Below are 23,345 nucleotides of genomic sequence, written 5' to 3'. Positions count from 1 at the left end.
CCCTTGGTGTTGCGGAGGGGCCACCCGAACGCACCAATCCCCGCGCGCGAGTGACTACCTTCCGCCGTTGTCACGGTCTCGGCCAGCCAGCCAGGAAGGAAACCGGACACCAACGTGGACGACGCCACCAAGGATGTCACAAATCAGCTCTGCCGACTACGTCTGATCGTCAAGGACAGGTCGGTCGAGATGGCACTGCCCACCGACGTCGCCCTGATCGACCTGCTGCCCGCCATCCTGCGCCACGCGGGCGGAGAACTCGCCGACGAGGGGGTCGAGCACGAGGGGTGGGTGTTGCAGCGGTTCGGCAAGCCCCCCTTCGACGAGGAACGCACCACCGCCGAACTGGGACTGCTCGACGGCGAGACGGTCCACCTGCGACCGAGGGCCGAGCGCCTGCCGCCCATCGACTTCGACGATCTCGTGGACGGCATCGCCGAACAGGCACGACGCCGCTCCGACCCGTGGTCCCAGCGACTCAGCCGGTGGATGCTGCTCGCCTTCGGCGGGACGGCGCTGCTCGTCGGCCTCGTGGTGCTCGGTTCCGGCGGGCCCGGGATCACCGGAACGATCACCGCGGGCGGCACCGCGCTCGTGCTGCTGCTGACGGCCACCGCGCTGGCACGCGGGCGGGCCGACACGATCACCGCCGTCGTGCTGGCCGCCCTGGCACTGCCCTACGCGGGGTTGTGCGGCTGGTACCTGCCGCTGCTCTCCTCGCCCCAGGCGCAGGCACCGGCGAGCATCGCCTGCGCCGCGATGCTGGTGGTGGCGGGGCTGGGCATCGGACTGGTGGGAACGGCCGAGGCCGCGTTGCTGTTCGTCAGCGGGCTGTTCACCGCCGTGCCGCTGGGGATCACCGCGATCATCGACGCGGCGTCCCCGTTGGACAGCGGCCAGGCCGCGGGGATCGGCCTGATGCTGGTGCTGCTCACACTCGGTTTCGTGCCGACCTCGTCCTTCCGGCTGGCCGGGATGAGCCTGCCCCCGCTGCCCACGAGTTCGGAGGAGTTCGGCCAGGACACCGATCCCTTCCCGCACGAGGTCGTGGTGGAGCGCTCGGCGGTGGCCGACCGGTACATGACCGGGCTGTACGCGGCGCTGGGGCTGACCGCGGTGGTGCTGTTCACGGCGCTGCTCCTCCCGGGCGGGATGTGGTCGATGATCACCACAGCCGTGGCGGCACTGCTGCTCCTGCTGCGCTCCCGACACGTCGACAGCGCACGCCAGCGTTGGCCGCTACTGATCACGGCCGGTTACGCGCTCGCCCTGGACGGCGCGGTCCTGGCGCTGGGAATGGAACCGTTCGCCCGGCTCTGGTACGGCTTCACCGCCACCCTGGTATTCGCACTGCTGCTCGTGGTGGCCAGCACCACCCTGCCCGGCCGGAAGCTGGCCCCGTACTGGGGACGGGCGGTCGACCTGCTGGAGACGTTCTCCGCACTGGCGCTGGTCCCGCTGCTGCTGGCGGCGCTCGACGTCTACATGTTCGTACGCGGCCTGGCCGGTTAGCACCCGCCCCGGTGACCGAGAACCTCCGAAGAGGTCGGGCGCTTCCTCCGAGATCACCGACCGCGAACCATCCCTGGGAGAACCATGCAGTCCAGACGCGACCAGGTGCAGGCCTACTTCTTCGTGGTGGGACGCCTGGTATCCGCGCTGATGCGGGCGAGCCCGGACGATCAGACCACACCGACCCGCCGCTTCGTGATGGGCACGGTCGTCGGAACCCTGCTGGGCGCGCTGGTGGTGGCCGGTTTCGGCATCGTGGGGCTGATCTTTCCCGGCGGCAAGACCTCGTGGCAGGCCGAGGGCACGATCGTCGTGGAGAAGGAGACCGGAGCCCGCTACCTGTACCTGAACGGCACGCTGCGCCCGGTGCTGAACCACGCCTCGGCGCTGCTGGCGCGCAACCAGCCCGGCGGTGCCCCCGAGCTGGTCTCGCGGAACTCGCTGCGGGGGACACCGCGCGGCACCCCGATCGGTATTCCCGGCGCACCGGACTCGATCCCGCAGCAAAAGCACCTGATCCGGGCACCGTGGGTGGTGTGCGCGCGGACGGCCACGAAACCGTCCGGCGAGCAGGTTCCGATCACCCACCTCCGGCTGGGCGACGGCCCGAGTAGCGGGCTCGGCTCCGACGAAGGAGTCGTGGTCTCCACACCGGACGGCACGGAATACCTGGTGTGGCAGGGCAGGCGATTGAAGCTGACCGGGAGGTCCGTGACCGAGGCGCTGGGCTACGGCGACGTGGTCCCGTTCCCGGTCGCCACCTCCTGGATCAACACCATCCCGAGCGGCCCCGACCTCGCCGCGCCGGAGATCCCGAACGCGGGATCCCGGGCGCCGGAGGTGGCGGGGGAAGCAGCCACGGTGGGCCGGATCTACGAGATGCGCAACCCGGCGCTGGATTCGGAGTCCTCGTTCTACGTGATGCGCTCGGACGGGCTATCCTCGCTGACCCCGCTGGCGGCGAGCCTGCTGCTCACCGCACCCTCCTCCGGAGCACAGCCGGTCGAGATCGGCCCCGAGGCCCTGTCCACCACACCGATCTCGGAAACCGACAGCACTCCGGAGGGCTACCCCGCGGTGCCGCCCACTCCGAGGCAGCTCAGCCAGGGCGGAAAAACCCGTCCCTGCGCCTCGTTCCGGGTCGGTTCGGGACAGTCGAACACCCCCACCATCACGCTGACCGCCCGGAACCGGAGCACCACCACAGCGAGCTCGGGCGCAGAAGGGGTGGCCGAACGGATCACGATCCCGGCCGGGCAGGGCGTGCTTGCCCGCGACCTGCCCGCCCCCGGCGTGGCGGGCGGGACGAACTACCTGATCACCAGTCTCGGGGTGAAGTACCCACTGGCCACACCGGACGTGGCTGGAGTGCTGGGCTACGGCGGGGCGGAGCCGGTGGCGGTCCCCGGATCGCTGCTGTCGCTGCTGCCCTCCGGCCCCTCGCTGGACCCGAACACCGCGACGGTGACCCGAAAACCCGGCAACACGGGCGACGACTCCCCGTGAAGGATATCCCTGTCTCGAATCGAGCACGCCCTCACGGCTGCCCGCCCGGAGCGAATCGGTGATGGACTGACTCCCGCCGCCACGGGGACATCGGCGAAAGCAGGATTCCGCCGGCGGAGGACCGCTCCGTCCGGCGACCACGGAAGAGAGGTCACATGGCCACGCAGCAGACGAGGCTCACGCAGTCCAGTCTGGCCCAGCTCGCCAATCGCCACGAAGAGGTGGCGGGCCAGATCACCAGTCAGCAGACGTCGCTCGCGAGCAGCATCGACATGCTGGCGAGTGCCAACCGCGGCGACATGATGACGAGCCTGAAGAACGTCCACCAGCAGTGGGACCAGGCGTGCAGGGACATCGTGAAGAACCTGGAGCGGATGGCCCAGGAGGTCAACCGCACCGGGCGCGAGACCCAGGACCAGGACTCCGCGACCGCTCAGCAGATCGGCCAGATACAGACCCCGGGACTGTCCAGCTTCATGTCCTGACCCCCGTTATCGAACCCGCATTCCGCACGTACGAGGAGGCCCTCCCATGGCCGACGAGATCCAGTACCAGTACGCCGCGCTGCAGCAGGGCGTCGACGACATGCAACGGGTCACCCAGCAGATTCAGCAGCAGGTCGACGAGCTGCGCCAGCAGACGCAGCAGGCCCTGCAGGACTGGGACTCGCAGAGCTCGGAGAACTACAACCAGCTCGCGGGCAGGATTCGCACGGACTTCGAGTCGATGAACCAGATGCTCACCCGACTGCGGACGGCCACCAATCAGGCGCAGGAGGACATGAGCCAGACCGACCGCAAGCTGGCGAGCAACTTCGGCTGATCCCGTCGCGGATCGGTGCACACGCGCGGCACCGGAAGCGGTGACCGCACCGCCCGGTGCCGCGCGTGTTCGCACCGTCCCCGAGTGAGCCACAACGCCCTCGACCGCACGCAACCGAGGAACCATCTCCCATGAGTACCCAAGGCAGCCAGACCTCACTCGACGCGTCCGAGGTCCGCAAGGCGGGCAATGCCATCGGCGACATCGCCGACGACGTCAACGGTTTCTCCGAACTCAACGACGTGCACCCGAAGGCGGGTGACTTCGCCGTGGGCTCCTGGCTCAACCAGCTCATCGCCGCACGCCGGGACACCCTGCATCAGCACTGCAACGACCTGCAGCGGACGTTGCGGGAGGTCTCCGAACAGCTCAAGCACATCGCCACGGAGATCGAACAAACGGATCGGAACAACGGCGAACAGCTGGACAAGCTCAACGCGGAGCTGCAGAGCTCCGTGAACCAGCTACGCAGTCAGGCCCCCACGTCGCCGATGGCCCCGGAGGGTCCCAACACGTAGTCCGACCTCGCCCGAACCGCTGACCCGATCGAACTCCCGCAGTCCTCCGAGTTCCCGAGATCTCAGGTCCGTCACCTCGTAGACCGCTTCGTTGTTCCACGGGGACTCCGCCGCATCCGAACCGGAGCAGAACACGCCCATGGTTTCCCTCAATGACACCGACTACGGCCTCGACTACCAGGAGAACAGGGAAGTCCTGAACGAGAACAGGGAGAACCAGGAGGACGAGGCCACGGAAGAAGACGGCGAAAGCACGGAGGAAGGCGAGGACGAAGAGCTCACCGAGGAGGAGAAGAAGAAGCGCAGGGAGGAGCACACCGACGAAAACGGCATCCGGCACTTCTACTCCCCCGAAGAGCTCGCCGAGGACGGCGGTGACTACGACAAAGTCTGGATCAACCAGGACTACTTCGACGACAGGGTGGACGACTCCGAAACCGACTCGGACAACGCCCTGGACCGCGAGGAGGAGTACACCAACGAGGAGTCCGAACACGCGCAGGACTACCTCGACGGTTCCGAGGAGACCATTTCCGAGTCCGACGAGAGCGTGGAGGTGGAGGACGCCGAGGGCACCGAGTACTCCGGCGGCGACTCCGCCGGAGTACGGGGCTCGACTCCCCCGGCTCCGCTGGAGGACTACACCCAGTTCTCCATGTCCCAGATCGTGCAGGCACTCAGCGGTGACGCGGGCAGCCTGCGCGCGGCAGGCACGGCTTTCGGGAACATGACCGAGAAACTCTCCACCGCGCACGAGTCCTTCCGGAACCAGGTAGACAGGCTGCAGAATTCCTTCGAGGGCGAAGCGGGTAAGGCCTTCCAGCGGTACTCCGAGAAGTTGCTGGAATCGGCCGAAGAAGTAGTCACCTCGTTGCGCGACGGTCGCTATCAGGAAGGCATCACCGAGACGGGGGACATGGCCGCACGCGGGAAGAACGCGGTCATTCCACTGGTGAAGGCCTATGCCGAGGCGGCTGCCTACGCCGAAGCCTTCGCCTCGCTGGGTTCCTCGGTCAACGGATCCGCCGCTGCCGCCCGATCCGCCGAGAAGATCGCGAAGGAGATTCTGGACAACGCGCGCGAAGTGGTAGCCACCGTCGCCGACACCTATCAGGCATCGGGAAGTTCGCTGACTCCGCTGACCACTTCCCTACCCGGCACCGGATACGGCAACGGGAACGGCTACGGCAACAGCAACGGCAGCCAGTACGGGAACAGCACCGGATACGGGAACGGCTACGGGAACCAGTACGGCAACGGTTATGGCAGCCAGTACGGGAACGGATACGGAACCGGATACGGGAACAGCACCGGATACGGAAGCCAGTACGGCAGCGGCAACAGCAACGGCTACGGAATCGGGAACGGCTACGGCAGCGGCAACCAGTACACCAACGGCAACGGGTACGGCAGCGAGACCGCTGATTCGCTGACCGGAAGTGGCACGAACGGGAACGGCGAACGCAGCGAGGAGGAACTCGCCGCGGAGCGCGCCCGGCAGGAAGAACTGGCCCGGCAGGCTCGGCAGGACGCCGAACGGCAGGGCGAGGAGGCCGTGTCGAAGCTGGCGAACGGCGGTTCGGGCTACACCGGATCGAGCGAGCGCCCGCGGGACGTCGGCGCAGGCGGTGGCGACGGAAGCGGGTCGGGGGAAGCGGCACTGAACGCGGCTCGAAACGCATCCGAGGACGCCCGAGCCGCGGGTCGGGAAGCGATGTCCCGGTTCGAGGACAGTAACGGCACCGGGGGCACCGGCAGCGGGGGATCAGGCAGCGGGGGCACCGGCCAGAGTGCCGGCGGCGGTGTGCTGGGAGGTACCGGCGGCTCCGGCACCCGGGGGAACAGCAGGAGCAGCGGCAGCAGGAACAGCGCCAACGGTTCCGGGAACGGCGAAAGCGGGCAGCAGGAACCGGCCATCGATCAGAGCGCCGTGGACGAGGCACTCGACGACGCCACCGGCGCGGCACGCCAAGCGGGCCAACAGGCCCTCGAAGACCTCACCGGCAGCAGCGGCAGCAGCGGCAGCAGCGGCAGCGGAGGTGGTGGGAACGGCGGCGGCAGCGACATACCGACCAGCAGCTTCGACCCGGCCGGAAGCGGCGGGGGCTCCGGCAACAACGGAAGTTCCGGCAACAACCAGGGCTCCGGCGACGATCAGGCCGCGATCGATCAGAGCGCCGTGGACGAGGCACTCGACGACGCCACCGGCGCGGCACGCCAAGCGGGCCAACAGGCCCTCGAAGACCTCACCGGCGACGAGGGCACCGACGGGTCCGCGAATGACGGTACGGACGCGACCGGTTCGGGCAACGGCGAGTCCGAACAGGACGGGAACGCACTCGAACCGAAACAGCTGGACAAAGCGCTGGATGCCGCCAACGACGCGGCGAAGCAGGCCGGGCAGGACGCCCTCGAAGCACTCAGTGCCGATGCCCCGGAGGGATCCGATGCGGCCGAGCAGGAGATCGGGCGGGAGCAGGCCGGTGGCGTCGTCGACGACATGGCCAACGCGGCCCGCGCCGCCGGACAGGAATCCCTGAACGAACTGCTCGGCCCCGAAGCCGCCCAGAGCGAACAGGCCCAGAACATCCTCGACGACGTCACCGAACAGGCCCGCACCGCCGGGCAGAAGAGCCTGGACGAACTCACCTCGGACGGCGGGTCCATCACCGCGGGAGACATGAGCGGAGTCGTCGACGACGTGCTGGCGAAAGGCCGTTCTGCCGGTGAGGACGCCCTGGATGCGCTGAGCTCCACCGGCGATGGGGGCGACGTGGCCGGGGCTTCTCGGGTGTCCGACGCGTTCGACGAAACCGGCGGCTCCGAGGAGAACGCGGCTCAGGGGACGATCGACGCGCTCAACGAGGAGGGCATCGACACCAGTGGCGGTTCGGTCGAACAGGGACGGGTCGACGACATCATCGACGACATGACGGACGAGGCCCGCGCCGCCGGACAGGAATCCCTGAACGAACTGCTCGGCCCCGAAGCCGCCCAGAACGAACAGGCCCAGAACATCCTCGACGACGTCACCGAACAGGCCCGCACGGCGGGTGAGGAGAGCCTGCGACAAGCCGCCGCGGACGGTGAACCGCTGAGCTTCGACGAGGTCGGCGAGGTGATCGACGACGTGGTGGAGACCAGCCGCACCGCAGGCGACGAGGCGATGGCCTCGCTCGACGGAGCGGAACAGCAGAGTCGGAGCCTCAGCGACTTCCTGGCACCGCAGCGGAACGCGGCGGGCGTGGCCTCGGAGGGTGTGAGCAGCCCGAGCCTGCCCGACCTCGATTCCGACAGCGGCACGGCGCTCACCGGCGGTGGCAGCGGCGGTGGCAGCGGCGGTGTGGGCGGCATAGGCAGCGTTGGTGGTGGGGGAAGTTCGATCCCCGGCGACATGGGCGTAGGTAACACGATCGGAACGAACGCCACGACCACGGGGCTGAGCGCCACACCGCCGAGCTCGACACCACCCACCGTCGGCCCCGGAAACGGCACGGCGGCGACGACGCCGGGCACGGCCGCTTCCGGCGGTCGCGGGATGCCGATGATGCCGCCGATGATGGGCGGCGGAGGGGCCGGAGCAGGCGGTGGCGGCCAGCAGGACCGGGAACGTTCGACCTGGTTGACCGAGGACAACGGCGCGTGGTTCACGAACGACGAGGAAGTCGCTCCACCAGTGCTGGGTCACGACACCTAGCGCGCCGATTCGGCAGCACGTATGGAGAGGAATCGCATGAGCACGCCGAACGGTGCCGAGCAATCGGACCGATCCGAGGTAGCGCGGATGGAAGAACACCACACCCTGGACACCGCCGCCGCGGCGGTGTCCGCCGCGGATCCGCAGCAGTTCTACCGGGACGGACAGCACTTCGAGAACACCGCGCAACGCCTGCGCACGGCCAACGACGCGTTTCGACGCGAGCTGCGCAGGGTCGAGGGCGCCTGGCAGGGTCCGGGCGCGCAGCGGTTCCAAACCACGGCGCGGCGGATCATGGACACAGTGGAACAGCTGGTCGAAACGATCTCGGCGCCGAGCTACTCGGCGTTGCACGACCATCTCGGGGACGCGGCGTCGAACGCCGGAAGGCAGCTGCGGGAGCTGCGCTCCCAGCGCGAGAGCGGGCGACAGGCCGTGGCCGACGATCCGGCCATGGCCGGAACACCGGAGGGGCAACAGCAACTCCGGCACCAGGAGCAGGCGCAGAACGAGCACGCCCAACTGGTGCTGCGGGACCTGGCGAGGATTTATCAGCAGGTCGGTGGGCAGTTACGCGAACCCCCGCCGCACAGCACGCGGGGCAACCAGGTGAGCGATGCGGTTCACCGGGACACCGGTGACGGGGTTGATGCCGGTGTGGCTGCCGGAACGGATGCGGTCACGACCACCACGACCGGAGCCGGTTTCGTCGGTGCCGCCACCCCCACGAGCACTTACGGGCCCGTCGGGGCGGGAACCGCCGCTACCCGGTCGGCGTCCTCGGACACCGACAGCACAGTGCGAAGCGGTGGAGTCGGCGGCGCGGAATCTGCCTTCGCGACCGCCCGACCCGTGACGCACGTGGTGGGGAGCGCGGAAAGCACTTCGGAAACGTTCGTGAGAAGCACCGGAGCACCGGTGACGCTGGCCGGTGCGGCGCAGGAGGACGGGGGCGTGCTGGGACGCGCCGAGGTGAACCGGACAACCGGGATCACTTCGGACAGCGGTGATCGGGCCGGGGTGAGTTCGACGGGCACCGAGGTCCCTGGCGTGCTCGCCGCGCCCGGAATGTCCGTCGGCGCCACCAACGCTCGCGGTCGGGAACGCGGCGGCCAGGAGCAGCTCGAACACCGGATCGAGCTCGAATCGGCTTCGGATCTCCCGGGCTCCGGGAACGAACCGGGAACCGAGGCCGCGACGTTCGGCACCGCGGTTCCGGTTTCCCGACCCGAGTACTCCACCCCGAACGCACCCACCGGCTACACCACGCCCACCACGCAGGGCGACGTGGCGAGCGGCAGGGTCTCGAAGCCCGCTTCCCCCGGTGCCACGGTTCCTTCCCGGGTGTCGACCGTGGTCAGCCCGTCGAGCGCCTACGGAGCGAGCGCTGTCGGGATGAGCACCGCAGGCGAGCTCGGCGGCACGACCTCGTACTCGGCCGCGAACGCCAGGGCCGCCACCGGCGGAGCCACCCCGACCAGCAGCGGACGCCTCGCGAACAGTGCCGAAGTTCCCTCCGCCGTCACCCCGGCGAGCAACGGACGGGCCGGCCTGTCCGCGAGCCCGGAAAGGCTCGGCGGAGCACCGGGCGGCTCGGTGCCACCCACGGGAGGCAACGGTGATCGGGACGACCGCGAACGCGATCGGAACACCCTGCAGTACGAGGACGAGGACGTCTGGGGCGGGGCCGGTGGCTCCGGCGGCGTGCTCGGGCGTTGACCGACATCCGAATTCCGACGATCAGGGAGGCCACATGACATCCGAGGGTTTCCGGCGCGAGATGCCCGATCTGAGCTCGGCGCTGGAGGTGTTCGAGGAGGAACAGCGCAAGCTGGCCGAGTTCCAGCACAAGCTGGCCGAGACCACCACCGTGGTGGACGCGCCGAAGAAGCTGTTCACGGTCACGCTGGACGGTAACGGTGAACTCACCGAGCTGAAGTTCAACACCACCGGCTACCGCTCGATGCCACCGGCCGAGCTCTCCGCGCTGATCACCGAGACACTGCAGAAGGCGCGTCGGCAGAGCCTACAGACCATGCAAGAGCTCATGGGAAGCCCGATGGGAGGCACGGATTTCAACGACCTCGCCTCCGGGCAGGCCGATCTGGCCGACGTACTCGGCAAGGTGATGGAACCGTCGCTGGATCTGGTGCGCGAGGCCAACGGCGATTCGCCGTCGAAGAGTTCCGACAGGACCGAGGACGACGGCTGGGACCGGAGCTGAGACCACCCCCGTGAACCTTCCCCGACAACACCACGGAGACGGACATGACTTCCGAGACCTACCTCGATGTTCCGGGTACCGAGAACGCGGGGCGACGACTGTCGCAGGCAGTCGAGGAGTTCAAGGGGTCGCTGCAAAGCCTGAACTACGAGCTGGAACGGGACCACGGCTGCTGGAGCGACGACGAGATCGGCAAACAGTTCGAGGCGTCCTACCTGGAGGAGGCGAACAAGACGCGGGAAAGCCTGCGGCAGCTGAAGGAGTACCTCACCGAGTTCGCCGACGTGGGGCTGCCCAACGTCGTATCGAACATTCAGGAGCTGGACAGTTCCTACGGTGACGTCATGAAGCAGTACCGGAGCCAGGTCGAGGAATACCACTCGAAGATGTCGGAGCACATGCTTCTCCCGGACGACGAGGAGTCCTCGTGATCGCACGGGTCCGGTAACGCCCTCCCGGAACGGCGGTCCCACCGAGCACGGCCCGGCGGAGCCGCCGCGCCACCGGATCCGGCGCGAGCGCCGATACTCGAGGTGCCCTCCGACGCGGCGAGGCGCCGACTCACGTGACGGCTACCCGGCCGGCCACGCAGTTCCGTTATGAGTTGTAAACCGCGCACACTAAGGAATCGTCTCCCATGCCCACAGAACTTCCGGAGGGACTCCAGAAGGCACTGGAGATCGTCGGCGGGCAACGTTGGCCCGAAGGGGACGAGGACGGGCTGCGCAGGATGAGTGTGGCCTGGTCGGACATCTCCGCGGCGATCGACAGGTTGGAAGCCGCCGTGGATCGCTCGGCCAACGACATCGGCACCACCATGCACGGCGAGTTCAGCGACGCCTACGGGAAGTACGTCACCGACACGCTGCGACCGATGCTGCAGGAGCTGCGCGAAAAGACCACCAAGCACTCGGAGTTGGCGAAAAACACCGCGGCCGACATCCAGTACGTCAAGATCAGCATCATCGTGCAGCTGGTGATCGTGGCCGCGACGCTGGCCTTCTCCTGGTTGCCCGGGATCGGGCAGGCGATCACCGCGGCCGCGGCCGCCACGGCACGAGCGGTGATCACGTCGCTCTTCCGCACGGTGCTGCAGAACATCATCGTCGGTGCGGCGGCGGGAGCCGCCCTAGAGGTCGGGCTGGACGCGGTGATCCAGGGGATGCAGATGCTCACCGGCGTGCGCACCGACTGGAACGAGGACTTCACGAAGGGCGCGGCGGTCGGCGGCGCCCTCGGCGGCGCGATGGGCGGCGCCATGGGCGGGCTCGTCCACGGCGTCGGGAAGTTCACGAAGGGCGGCATCGACAAGACCATCGACGAAGGCAAGATCGTCCGCGGTCCGGCCGCCGAGAGTGCCGACGGCATACTAGGCCAGGGCGCGAAGAACTTCCTCGACACCACCGGGGGGAAGCTCGCCTTCGACGTGGGAAACGTCGCCGGGCAGGGTGTGGGCGGGTTCACCGCCGACGGAGCGACCAATGCCGCGCTCGGTCAGGAGGAATGGAACCCCTTCTCCTTCACCTCGTCGATGGTCGACGGTCTCGAAGGCCGCGGCGACCGGTCGGCCGATGACGGGTCCGACACCGATGCCCTGGGCGGACTGAAAAGCTTCGGCGGCGGCGACCTGCCCGACGCGGCCCTGCCGCAGACGACGAGTTCCCCGGACGGGACGTACGCCGAGGACACGCCGGACGGCGGTATCAGGACGGAGTGGTCCGGGCAGGACGGCGGGAATACCGCGACACCGGGCCTCCCCGACAAACAGAACGTCCCGGTAGCGCCTGCGGAGGACGGCCCGGTATCCGGCACGAACCAATCAACCGGAACCGACGTCCCGATGGTGAGTACCGGGCAGAACAGCACTCCCCCCAGCAACACGAACGACAGCGACGTCACCGTCGACGGCGCCCCGCCGAATGGCACCGACCGAAACGGCGACCCCGGCGCGACCACGCCCACGCCGGAGATCAAGAGCATCGCCGGATACAACACCACCGGATGGAACAACACCGGCCGGAACGGCGACTGGTCACCCGACAACGTCGAGCGCTCTCCCGTCGACACCGACGTCGCGGACAGCGGAGTCGACGGGAGCGTCCCCGAAACACCCACGTTCACACCGGAGATCAACGCGGTTTCGGACAACGGAATCGACGGCCGGATCGGCGTCACGCAGGAACCGGGCTCTTTCGGCGGCACGACTCCCGCAAGCAGCGACACCACCGGCACCGTCACCTCGAACAGTTCGGGCGACACTCCCACCATATTGGCCTCGGCTCCGCCGCCAGCGGAAACAACGGAGAGCGCTCCAGAACACACCAACACCGATGCGGTACCCGACAACGTCGAGCGCTCCCCCGTCGACACCGACGTCGCGGACAGCGGAGTCGACGGGAGCGTCCCCGAAACACCCACGTTCACACCGGAGATCAACGCGGTTTCGGACAACGGAATCGACGGCCGGATCGGCGTCACGCAGGAACCGGGCTCTTTCGGCGGCACGACTCCCGCAAGCAGCGACACCACCGGCACCGTCACCTCGAACAGTTCGGGCGACACTCCCACCATATTGGCCTCGGCTCCGCCGCCAGCGGAAACAACGGAGAGCGCTCCAGAACACACCAACACCGATGCGGTGCGTGATCACGACGACTCATCGAGCTTCACCCCCCATCCGATGGACGAAGGATCGATGCGGGGTGATGGCGAAGAAACCACGTCGGCGCCGCGTCAGCACGGCACCTTCGGCGGACCAGCACCGCAGACATCCACACCGGACCACTCCGGTGGTGCGGGAACCGGCAACGCACCCGTTCCGGATATCGCGACGCACCAGGCCGATCCCACTCCAGAGAGCACCGGTCCGGCGCAGCTTTCGCAGGACACGTCCACTGGCCCGAGCACATGGTCCGACGACGCCGCGCCACGCACGGACACCGACACGCCACCGACCGAGCAGGTGAACGGGCCGCGGTTCGACGGGAACACGGCGAGCGCGGGAACCGACTCCGACACCGCGAACACCGGTGCACCACCGATCGCACCCGTCTCGGTCGGACAGGGCACGAACGGCACGCCCGGCACGTCGGGGACGCAGGGAACACCGCCATCGACCACCGGCAGAGCGACCAGCACGGATGGCGGCCCGAACACCTCGACCACCAAGCAGCCCTCCGGCAGCGCACCGAGCACCACCGGCAAGCCGTCGAGGGGCGACACGGAATCGGCACCGCACAACGCCCCCACCAGGCCCAACCGGGGGGCGGGTCCCGCGACGACGAGCCGCGACACCCCCAGCACCCCGCCGTCCAGGCAACCGGCACCGAGCACCGGAGAACACACGACCACCCGAGCCGGGCGCACAACCGATCCCAACGCCGGGTCCGCAGCCGGGCGCACAACCGATCCCAACGCCGGGTCCGCAGCCGAACACACCCCCGACACTCACCCGCCCCACCCGGATGACCTGCACTCCGAGTCCTCGGCGCCGTCGCAGCCACACGAGACCGCCGGACAACCGGGACCCACACCCGAACTGGGACGGAACCAGCACCACCAAGCAGGCCCCACCATCCACCACCACAACGGAATCCAAAGCACCCCGCTGACCGAGCTCCACGGCTACCACGGCGTCAAACCCGACCACTACAACGCCGTTCTCAATCAGATCCAACGCCCCACCACCGGTACCGCGGGCAACGAAGACTCCGACTGGAAGGGCTGGTACCTCGGAGAAAAGCCCGACCACGCCGCCAACTACGCCCTCAACGACGATGGGCACAGCGGAGCCGTACTCGACTTCGAACTCCCCCACCACGTCACCGTCCACACCATCCCTCCCGAACTGTCCGCCAACACCGACGCACTCAAAGCCACACTCAAACGACACTTCGGCATCGACGACGACACCCCCCTGCTCGACGGCCTCGCCGACCAGAACAGTGTCCTGCGCATCTCCGAGAACTCCGACGGCGACCACGAGCTCATCGTCCCCTGGCTACTCGCCCAAAACGGCACCGCACGACACAACGACTACGTCACCGACATGGGCAAGATCACCAGCAACAAGCCCCGCGGCTGGGACCGCTGGGTCCCCACGAATCACACCGACTCCTCCGCGCCACGCCCGGAAGGTTCCGCTGCGCACGAGCAGGATCCCGCGACGTCGGACACGCAACGGCCCCAGGCCCACCACAGCCGTATCACCTCTCCCGCCGAGTGGGGTGATCGTCGTGACACCGCCATCGCCACGCACCATCGCTCCGAACGCTTCGACCCCGCGGCCAATCCCCTCATCGACAAAGGTCTGGTCCAGGGCGCGGTGACCCGGATCGACTACGACGTCCGGCGTTTCGAGGTCGCACCGGACAACTGGGTACGAGAGTTCACCGTCAAGCTCGATCTGGTCTCCCCGAACGACGCCGTGAGTCCACAAGCGCGTCAGGAACTTGGCGAACGCGTGCGGTCCCACATCGACGAACACATCAACCAGCGCCACCGGCTGCCAACCAGCGACGACCAACTGCACGTCAACCTCGAGTTCGACACAGCGAAGTGGGACGACGCCCCGGCCGGACACCCCGTGGTCAAGGTCCACGACTCCACTGGCGTCGACCGCGGCGATTCCCCGAAGCAACTCACCTGGGATACCACCCACCCCAGCGGGCCGCTCGTCCACGAAGTCATGCACTTCCTCGGCCTCGGTGAGGGATACCGCGACCCCGACCTGCTGCTCCGGCATCCGGACCGACCCGGTGTCATGGGCGCGGGTGCCTGGGACGCACACCCCACCCTCACACAGGATGATCTGCACACCCTGGAGGACATCGCGGACAGCGGGCCCGTCATCCGCGACCACCCGCTCACCGAGCCCGGCCCCTCCGCGCACGGTGAGACCGGTACCGGTCAGCGACACGACCTCCCGGACAGCCAAGTCCCCGCGAACACCCCTGACGATCCCACGCCCGGCCCGGGTGACCCGTACGGTGAGTCCTCCGCACCACGGCGACCGACGGACCTGCCTCCCGTCCCCGAAGAATTCGAGCTGGAGACCCTCCAGCGGTGGCCCGAGAACGGAGAGCGGAATCCGGCCGATCCGGCCGCGGAGCACACCACGAACGGGGACGCTGCGCACCAGCAGGAACCGAGGAGCTTCACCGACGAGGTGCTCGCCGAATTCGACCGCCGGATGCACGATAGGTCCGAGCAGCCGAAGGTGATCGGTGAGCCCGACGGCAAGTCCGTGCGCGAGACCGCATCCGAACTGCTCGGCTCCCATGAGGGATCGCGTGACGAGCAGGTCGAGGATTTCGTCAGGATCGCCCTCTCCGACGAGAACCTGCAGAAGAACTTCCATCGGATGCTCGACGGTGGATACGTGATGGACTTCGGTTCCCGTCCTGGTCACCGCGCCACCGAGGTCACCGTCGAGCTCGCCGATCTGGGCGAACCGCGCAATGAAGGCGTCCACAAAGACAACATGGACTTCGAGAACGAGCAGAAGCGTGAACGCAACTCCTCCACCGCGCGCGGCGCCCTGGGAACGCTCTCGTTCGGTGGTCGGGTTCCGATTCTCAACTTCCTCGGTCAGGTACAGGTCAAAGGCCTGGTCAACTCCAGAGAGTCGGGAATGTCCACGGAGACGTCCCACAGCACCAAAACGAAACTCACCGAGGAGGACGTGGCCAGGAACAGCACCGAACACGACGCCAAGTACAAGATCACGGTCCGCACCCGTGACGGACGGCTGGGCGATGAAACGGTGTCCCGGAGCGACTCCGCCAACGGCCACGTGAAGCTGGCCTGGGGTCAACGCGACACCGCAAACGCCAAGTCCGAAGTAAACATGCGTGACATCTCGACCGACTCGATCAGGCACGCCCAGTTCTCCGGACTCGACAACGTCTACCGAAAAGTCGCGGACGAGCTCGGACTGAAGAAGAACGACCCGGGGGGCAGGGAGCTGAACGAGTGGCTGCAGTCCCTGGGCAAGGACGTCCTCGCCGGTCCGGTCCGCGAAACCTTCACCTTCAACAACAGCAGCCGCCCGACCGAGATCGTCCTCGGCGTCGACAAGGACGTCCAAGCCCACCGCCTCCCGGACGTGGGGGGAACCGCCGAGCACACCACCACGAACACGGCGAAACGCACCACCACGCAGGCGAACACGCGCGACCGAGGTGTGGACGCCGTGGTGGGCGGCGGTGACATCACCGGCGCGAACGGAGCACTCGCCGGTCTCAACGTCGCGCACTCGCGCTCGACCCGCAACGAGAGCAGCACGACCGACGAGCACGAGAGCCGCTCGGTCGAGACCCACAAGGGTCCGTTCACCAAGCACCAGCTGGACCTGAAGTACCTGGCGCAGGTGACCACCCGATCCGAGCCGGGGAAGCTGCTGACAGCGGACGGTTCCGCCACGCTGTGGAGCTCACAGCACCGAGCCGACCCCGCCCCCGACCCCGGTTCCACCCCGGCCGGTGTGGACCGCCACCGGTTCCCGGACCACATCGACGCACAACACCGGATTCCGGACGAGACGGTGCAGGGCATCACCGGCCCGGTGTTGATCAAGCTGCGCCTCGAGGGCCTGCTGCCCGACGACGAGCTGCCCCGGATCAGGACGAAGTTCGATGATTTCGTCCGCGAGCACGCCAGGGATCTCACCAGCGGTGACGGTATCCGCTTCCCCCTCAGCGCCCTGCACAGCGGTGCACCGGATGTGTTCGTTCGCGGGAACCTGAACAGAGCTGACGCGAAGTACCTGGGAAGTCCCCGAGAACGAACCCTCGGCGGCGCGGTCGGTAGCACTCATGAAAACGTCGGCGAGCGCGTCCACAGCAAGGACACCTCGGTGGGTGCGTTGGCAACCGCTGCCCTCACGATCCCCGGATCTCCCCCTCCGTCGCAGTACAACCACTACCCGGAAGCCTACGCCAAGCGCAATTTCTCCCGGGGCAGCGCGGAAAAGAGCACGCAGCAGGCCGGTTACGAGCGGTCACTGGACAGCACGCGCAAGATCCACCAGTTCCGCTACCCGACCGAGTTCGAAGTGCGTATCGGAGGTCGATGGTCGGACCGGCCCGGGATCGCGGAGTGGCGCGGCCCGAACGACGACGAAAGCACGCACACGCTCAGCGGGGACGTGGAGGTCGCGGCACCCGAGAAATCGGGGAAACGGTTCGACGGCCCAGCCCCCGAGCAGCCACAAGAACACAGCGGCTGGAACAAGGACGACCCGCCCGGACCGCTGGAGAGAACCGGTCACTTGCCGGCCGGTTTCGAACTGGAATCACTCAAACCCGTTCCCGGCCTGCTGACGACGATCACCGAGATGCTGAACGCGGCTCCGGAAACGAAACAGCGGCGATGGTCGGCGGTGCCGTTCGTCGGGAACAAGCCCGTTTCCTTCGATGAGCACCGCGGTAGCGACATCTTCCGACCGCGGGACAAGCACCACAACGCGCTGGACGAGCACAACACCGCACTGGACGCGGTGGAGGCATTCGCGAGCACCGACTTCCGGACGGCCCAGTTCGAGCTGACGGCGTTGCACCGGGACACCGGGCAATTCCGCAGCCACAACACCGGAAGCCTGTTCGGAAACCGCGAGCTGAGCGCACAGGTGGACCTGTCCACGAGGCTGGGGACTCCACGCATCGTCTCGCGCGAGGACGATCACGGGTTCGAGGGAACCAAGGAGCACACCAGCACCGAACTGGGCTCGGAAGAGCGAAAGAACACCAACTACGAGACCGGCGTCGACGCCAGCCAGTACATCACGACCTCCCCGACAACCATGGCCGGTCCGACAGCCACTGCATCGGCGAAGTACACCGACTCCGACACGGTCAGCGGAAACTCCGCCAGCGCCAAGAACACCTCGTCGAGCAGCCGTTCCGAACGCGGTTACCTGGTGCGCTTCGACGCGAGGCACGAAGTGCGCACGTCCGTCCAACACACCACGCAGAACTACCTGCGGCTCTTGCACCACGGGGACGTCGCTGAGGAGACCAGGTGGGTGGACGTACCCGGGGCCGTCGAGGTGTGGGTGCCCGCCAGCGAGATACACCAGATCGGCGAGCTGACCAGCCCCGAGATCGAGAAGCTGGACTCCGCGGACGCCGATCGGTACCACCAGCAGAACCGCGTCCCCGGCGCCTCCGACGTACCCGAGGCCCCCGACACTTCCGACGCCTCCGACGCTCCGTCCGGGCAGCGGACCGGATCACAACCGGTGGCGCGTTCCGAGGAGGATCCCGCCGATTCCACCCTGCGCCCACCGCAGAACGTCGGTCGCGGCAGCGGGAGAGTCGAACTCCACCGGTTGGGAGCCGGGAAGGAGCTGGTCGAAGGGATCGAGCAACGGCTGGACCAGTGGTCACGGGAGAACGGCCGTCCGAAGACCTCGGCGAAGCTGACCGACATCGCCCGCGAGGCGCTGGGCAAGCCCGTACCGGACCGGCAACCGAAAGTGGAGAAGTTCGACGCGATCAACGACCGACTCGTCCGGGACGTGTTGGGACCGACCGTGAGTCGACACGGGTTCAACACCGCGCTCGGCGAGATGCTCAACGGCGGCCGACCGATGTATCTGGAAGGCAGCACGGCCTTCGGCAAGGTCGAGCAATTGGTGGTGCTGCGCGCACGCACCGGCGACGGACAGTATTATCAGTCGCTCTCCAAACACGCCACGACCGACAGCCACGAGACGAAAACACACGACAAACGCGGTCACCACAAGGGCTGGGACATCGATGGCGGCCTCGGTGGCGCGAACTACGCCGGTATCGGCAACCCCGTCGCAAGTCTCCAGCGTGTCGGGCTGACCGGTGGCTACACCGACAAACACGGCTCCGAGTTCACCAACGAGTCCAGCAACACCGTCGCCACCAAGACCGGGAACGCCACATCCGACGGACCCGAGTCCACGGACACCGGCGCGAACAAGCCCGACACCACCGGAACAAGCCACTCTCCGGGGCGGGGCGTGCAATTCCTGCACGATCTGACGATCGACATGGAAGTGTACCCGTACGCGCGTCCCGGCACCTACAGCACTCCTCTGGCCAAGCTGACTCCCGCTCTCGCACCGCGCAGATTCGGCGAGCCGTTCAAGGCCAGTTTCTCGCTGCCCGACGCGACGCGATCCACGGTCGACATCCGGGAAACGATCTCCACCGACGGCTCCGCGTCCGATCCCGTCGAAGCGGTCTCCGGATCGCTCCGGCAACGCCAGAGCGCGCAACGGGTGGAGCTCGGGTGGCCGGAGAACACGAATATTCAGGCACGGCCCTTCCCCGCACCGGGACTGCACGAAAAACTGGACGAACTCGTCCACGGCGATTCCAACACGGAGTCGCCGCCCCGACCGGTCCTCAATCCATCGCCGGCATTCCGGTTGCACGCGGCCACCACCGTCCACCAACTGCGCTCACACCTACGCGAGGCGACGTCGAAGAACGGCTATTCCATCTCCCTCGCCAGCGGCAGCCTGGACAAGGTACGGATCACGGCTGATCTGACTTCCCGCGAGCTGATCAGGACGATCGACGAAGGAGAGCTGAGTCGGAGCACCACCGACAAGCAGGAGCTGACACCGGACGCGCAGCGCGAGGGCCGCATCGGCATAACGACCTCGGTGGACTTCAGGGAGCCGTCCATCCAGGAGGCCCCGATGCGCTCCAACCAGGGCGTCATCGCTACCAGCCAGTCCGCGACACCCTGGAACGGCGAGACCAAGCACACGATCACCAGCACCAAGGAGAACCCGGACAACAAGACTGACGGGGCGCGCTACCTGGTCCGAGTCACTCCGGAGTGGACCATCACCCCGACCTACCGGGCGAAAAAGGCCCCGCCGGAATGGGGGCAGCCCCTGAGAACCGGACCGGACGAGCCCATCATGCTCGAAGTCGACCGCGACGGACTCGAACTGCTTGGCCTGCACGACCCGCCGCCGGAGCGGGCCCCGATCGAGGAGGACCCGCCGCCGGAATCGGACCCGATCGAGGACGACTGGCCGGTCTACGCGCGCGAGCTGCTCGACACCGAACAGCAGAGCTCGGGCACCGCGCTGGCGGACTTCCTCGCTCCGACACGAGCGCCGCAGCACGCGGAGGCCGACGGCGGGAAACGGCCCGACCAATGACCCTCCACGGGAATGACCGCAGTGCGCGCGGCACCGCGACGAGCGGCTCAAGGACGATACTCCCCGGTGAGCATGGCCGCGGCCAATTCCACCCGAGAACGGTAGCCCGTCCGGGCGAACATCCGGGTGAGTCGGCCTTCCACGCTCTTCTCGCTGGTGCCGAACACCGTCGCCAGCTGGCGGTTGCCCAGCCCCTCGGTGACCAGCACCGCGAGTAACCGTTCGTTCTCCGCGGTGGCCGTACCGCGGCCCGGAACCGAGACGTCGTGCTCCCGCATGATCCCGCGCATCCGAGCGCGCCACAGCAGTGCGTCGAGCTCGCCGAAGAGCTCGTAGGCCTCCGACAGCAGTCGCGGAGTGTCCACACCGGATCGGGCCGCTCGGACGAACGTCCAGGCCATCTCGTCCGGCATCGCGCGCTCGCGTGCCAGCCGCACCGCGTCCCGCCCCGCCTGCCGGTCGCCGCGGACCAGGGCGCGGGAGAGCAGCCAGGTGATCTCGGCCCGACCGGTGCCCAACGCCTCGGCCACCGAACCGCCCCGACGCACGCACTCCTCGGCACCGCCGCGGTCGCCCCGGCAGTGCTCGCGGACGGCGAGATCGGCCCATATCCACTCGGTCCCCATCACGAACCCGTTCTCGTCGGCCGAGCGCTGGGCGGAGCGCAGCAGTTCGTCGGCCTCGGCGTGCTCCCCCAGGGCGCGCAGCGCCCACGAGTCGGCGTGGGCGAACACGTGATCGAGGTGTCTGCCACGGAGCATCCCGGTCAGCTGCCGGGCCCGGTTCAGCCAGCCCCGTCCGATCAGCACCCCGGCCGCCCCGTGAGCCATCGCCACCAGCGCCAGCGGACGCGCGGCGTAGCCCCCCTCGGCGATGCTGCGCCGGGCGATGTCCAGCGCCTCCGAGTGCTCCCCCCGCAGCAGCCGGACCAGCGACCGGTCCGAGCTCTGCAACTGCTCGAAGGTGAGCTCCCGCTCGTCGAGCACCCGCATCGCCTCGTCCAGCTCCCCGAGCAGGATGAGCATGTTGGCCTCGTAGCGCGCCTGCTCGAAGCGGTGCCGCGGGAAGTCCCGCGCACGCCACAGTCCCGGATCGTCCAGGAACCGGCGCAGCGTGCCCGGCTCTCCCAGCAGCACCCCGGCACCACCGCGGAACATCTCCCCGAAGTCGGCGGTGACCGGATTCGCCTCCGACCACAGCTGCTGGTTCCGCTCCAGCAACCGAGCCCCCTCGGCCCAACGGCCCTGCATGATCAGGGCGAACCCCCTGGTGACCAGTTCGTTGGCCCGTCCGCCGGGCACCGGTGGGGCCTCACCGCTCGCCAGCCGGTCCAACTCCGACCAGCGCCCGCAGGCGGCGAGCCCGTTCACATAGACGATCGCGATCTCCTGCGACATCTCGACCGACAACCGGTCGGCGTGCTCGACCAACGTCGCCCGGGCCCCGTCCGCGGCCTCGGCCATCCGGCTGTGGATGCCGCAGGCGGCGCTGTACATCCGCATCGCCACGGCGCGCTGCTCCGGCTCGACCACCCGATCGACCACCGCGCGCAACCAGCGAACGGCGTGCAGCCCGTCGGTGAACATCACATCCCCGCTGCGCGCCAGCAGCACCTCGGCGGAGCGCCGCGGATCGACCAGCGCGCCCGCGTCGGCCAGCCGGTCCGGCAGGTAGTTCGCGTCGACCGGTTCGCCGGCGCCGTCCCACACGGCGGTCGCGGCCAGCGCGCAGAGCCTGCGCCGCTCGTAGGGTCCCAGGCAGGATTCGAGCGCGTCCCGCACTGCCGGGATCCGGAACCGCCACCGCTGCCGGGCTCCGCGAGAGCCAACCAGCACCCGGTCGGCCACGAGCGCCTCCAGCGCGGCGCACACGGTGTCCGGATCGAGGTCGAGCGCCTCGGCCGCCAGCCCGACCGCGCTCTCACCGAGCGGGGCGAGCACGGCCATCGCCCGGGCCACCGACCAGCACACCGGACCGGCGTCGTGGATCGAGGCGAGCAACGGGTGCTGCTCGGGCAGAGGTGGCCACTCCATCGCGGACCGCGTGTAGGCGTGCCGGTCCACGACCCGCAGCACCCCGGCCTGCTGGTGCGTGTCCACCATCGAACGCAGCGCGGCGGGATTTCCCCGGCTCGCCGTGTGCAGCCGGTCGACGAGCTCGGTGTCCGGGACGGCCCGGACCGACTCGGCGAGGAACTCCGCGCTCTGCGCCCGGGTCAGGGGGCGCAGCGGAACGTACCGGGCGAGTCCGTCGGCCACCAGCCGGTCCACCTCGACGACGCGCCGCTGCCCCGCGGTCCCGGCGGGGTTCCCGAACCGCCAGGTGGCCACGATCGAACACCCCTGACCGGCGAACAGGCGGACGAGCCGGTCGAGCAACGACACGGTGGCGGCGTCCGCCCCCTGCACGTCGTCGATCAGCACGGTCAGCGGGGCGTGTCCACGCACCAGGGAGAACACGGTGTTCGCGAGCTGGGAGGGGACGTCGGACCGACCACGAGCGGTGTCGGCACTGAGCCTGGCGACGAGACCGAGCACCGAGTCCCGTGCGGAGAAGGCCCCCTGCCCCTGCTCCGCGGACGGTTCGAGAGCGGTGAGCAGGCGGTACAGCAGGCCGTAGGGGGTGGTTCGTTCGTGCTCACCGACACGCACCGACACCACCCGGGCATTCACCGCGGCGAGCTCTCCCGCTAGGGCGTTCAACACCGCCGAACGCCCGCTGCCCACCTCACCGATGAGCAGCGTCAGCGGGGGGTTGCCGGACAACGCCCCGGCGCGCAGTCGCTCGACCAGCGCTTGCCTGCCGAACATCGACGTCACCGACGACTCGTCCTGTTCCGGGGCAGGTGCCGGACGCGCCTCCCAGCGGGAAGAGTCAACCACGTCGATCACCGATTCCCGCACGGTCGCGGCC

Annotated in this window: 11 protein-coding genes; 10 read left to right on the top strand and 1 reads right to left on the bottom strand. The window is 68.3% G+C overall.

The genetic code is table 11. The features are described from left to right. Positions 1-114 precede the first annotated feature (114 nt). From eccD to ACOQFL_RS16765, 10 genes are all read left to right on the top strand, one after another. Positions 115-1,512, top strand: coding sequence for a type VII secretion integral membrane protein EccD (gene eccD / locus ACOQFL_RS16810; RefSeq protein ID WP_435545126.1), 1,398 nt, complete (start codon positions 115-117; stop codon positions 1,510-1,512). Positions 1,513-1,596: 84 nt separating this feature from the next. Continuing rightward, positions 1,597-3,018, top strand: a complete 1,422-nt coding sequence (eccB, locus tag ACOQFL_RS16805) for a type VII secretion protein EccB (RefSeq protein WP_435545125.1) — start codon at positions 1,597-1,599, stop codon at positions 3,016-3,018. A gap of 155 nt (positions 3,019-3,173) precedes the next feature. Then, positions 3,174-3,503: a WXG100 family type VII secretion target gene (locus ACOQFL_RS16800; RefSeq protein ID WP_092928661.1), complete on the top strand. Its 330-nt coding sequence runs from the start codon at positions 3,174-3,176 to the stop codon at positions 3,501-3,503. A 46-nt stretch (positions 3,504-3,549) separates the two neighbouring features. Next, complete coding sequence (locus ACOQFL_RS16795; protein ID WP_435545124.1) at positions 3,550-3,840, top strand: WXG100 family type VII secretion target; 291 nt, start codon at positions 3,550-3,552, stop codon at positions 3,838-3,840. A 131-nt stretch (positions 3,841-3,971) separates the two neighbouring features. Next, positions 3,972-4,358 carry a type VII secretion target gene (locus ACOQFL_RS16790; RefSeq protein ID WP_435545123.1) on the top strand — a complete coding sequence of 129 codons (387 nt, stop codon included), beginning with the start codon at positions 3,972-3,974 and terminating at the stop codon, positions 4,356-4,358. Between the two features lie 139 nt (positions 4,359-4,497). Then, positions 4,498-8,055, top strand: a complete 3,558-nt coding sequence (locus tag ACOQFL_RS16785; RefSeq protein ID WP_435545122.1) for a WXG100 family type VII secretion target — start codon at positions 4,498-4,500, stop codon at positions 8,053-8,055. Positions 8,056-8,091: 36 nt separating this feature from the next. Then, the gene (locus ACOQFL_RS16780; RefSeq protein WP_435545121.1) at positions 8,092-9,774 is read left to right on the top strand and encodes a WXG100 family type VII secretion target; all 1,683 of its coding nucleotides are present in this window, start codon (positions 8,092-8,094) and stop codon (positions 9,772-9,774) included. Positions 9,775-9,808: 34 nt separating this feature from the next. Further along, entirely contained in the window at positions 9,809-10,279 is a 471-nt protein-coding gene (locus tag ACOQFL_RS16775) for a YbaB/EbfC family nucleoid-associated protein (protein WP_435545120.1), read from the top strand. Between the two features lie 44 nt (positions 10,280-10,323). After that, positions 10,324-10,710, top strand: coding sequence for a hypothetical protein (locus tag ACOQFL_RS16770; protein WP_435545119.1), 387 nt, complete (start codon positions 10,324-10,326; stop codon positions 10,708-10,710). 206 nt (positions 10,711-10,916) lie between these two features. Then, complete coding sequence (locus tag ACOQFL_RS16765) at positions 10,917-20,432, top strand: WXG100-like domain-containing protein (RefSeq protein ID WP_435545118.1); 9,516 nt, start codon at positions 10,917-10,919, stop codon at positions 20,430-20,432. A 47-nt stretch (positions 20,433-20,479) separates the two neighbouring features. Here the strand turns inward: ACOQFL_RS16765 and ACOQFL_RS16760 are convergent, their stop codons facing one another. Continuing rightward, positions 20,480-23,314, bottom strand: a complete 2,835-nt coding sequence (locus tag ACOQFL_RS16760) for an AAA family ATPase (protein ID WP_435545117.1) — start codon at positions 23,312-23,314, stop codon at positions 20,480-20,482. Positions 23,315-23,345 lie beyond the last annotated feature (31 nt).

It is taken from the genome of Actinopolyspora sabaoui (genome assembly GCF_051225635.1).
Lineage (GTDB): Bacteria > Actinomycetota > Actinomycetes > Mycobacteriales > Pseudonocardiaceae > Actinopolyspora.
Note: the sequence above shows the minus strand (reverse complement) of the source record. Positions and strands in the feature narration are given on the sequence as shown.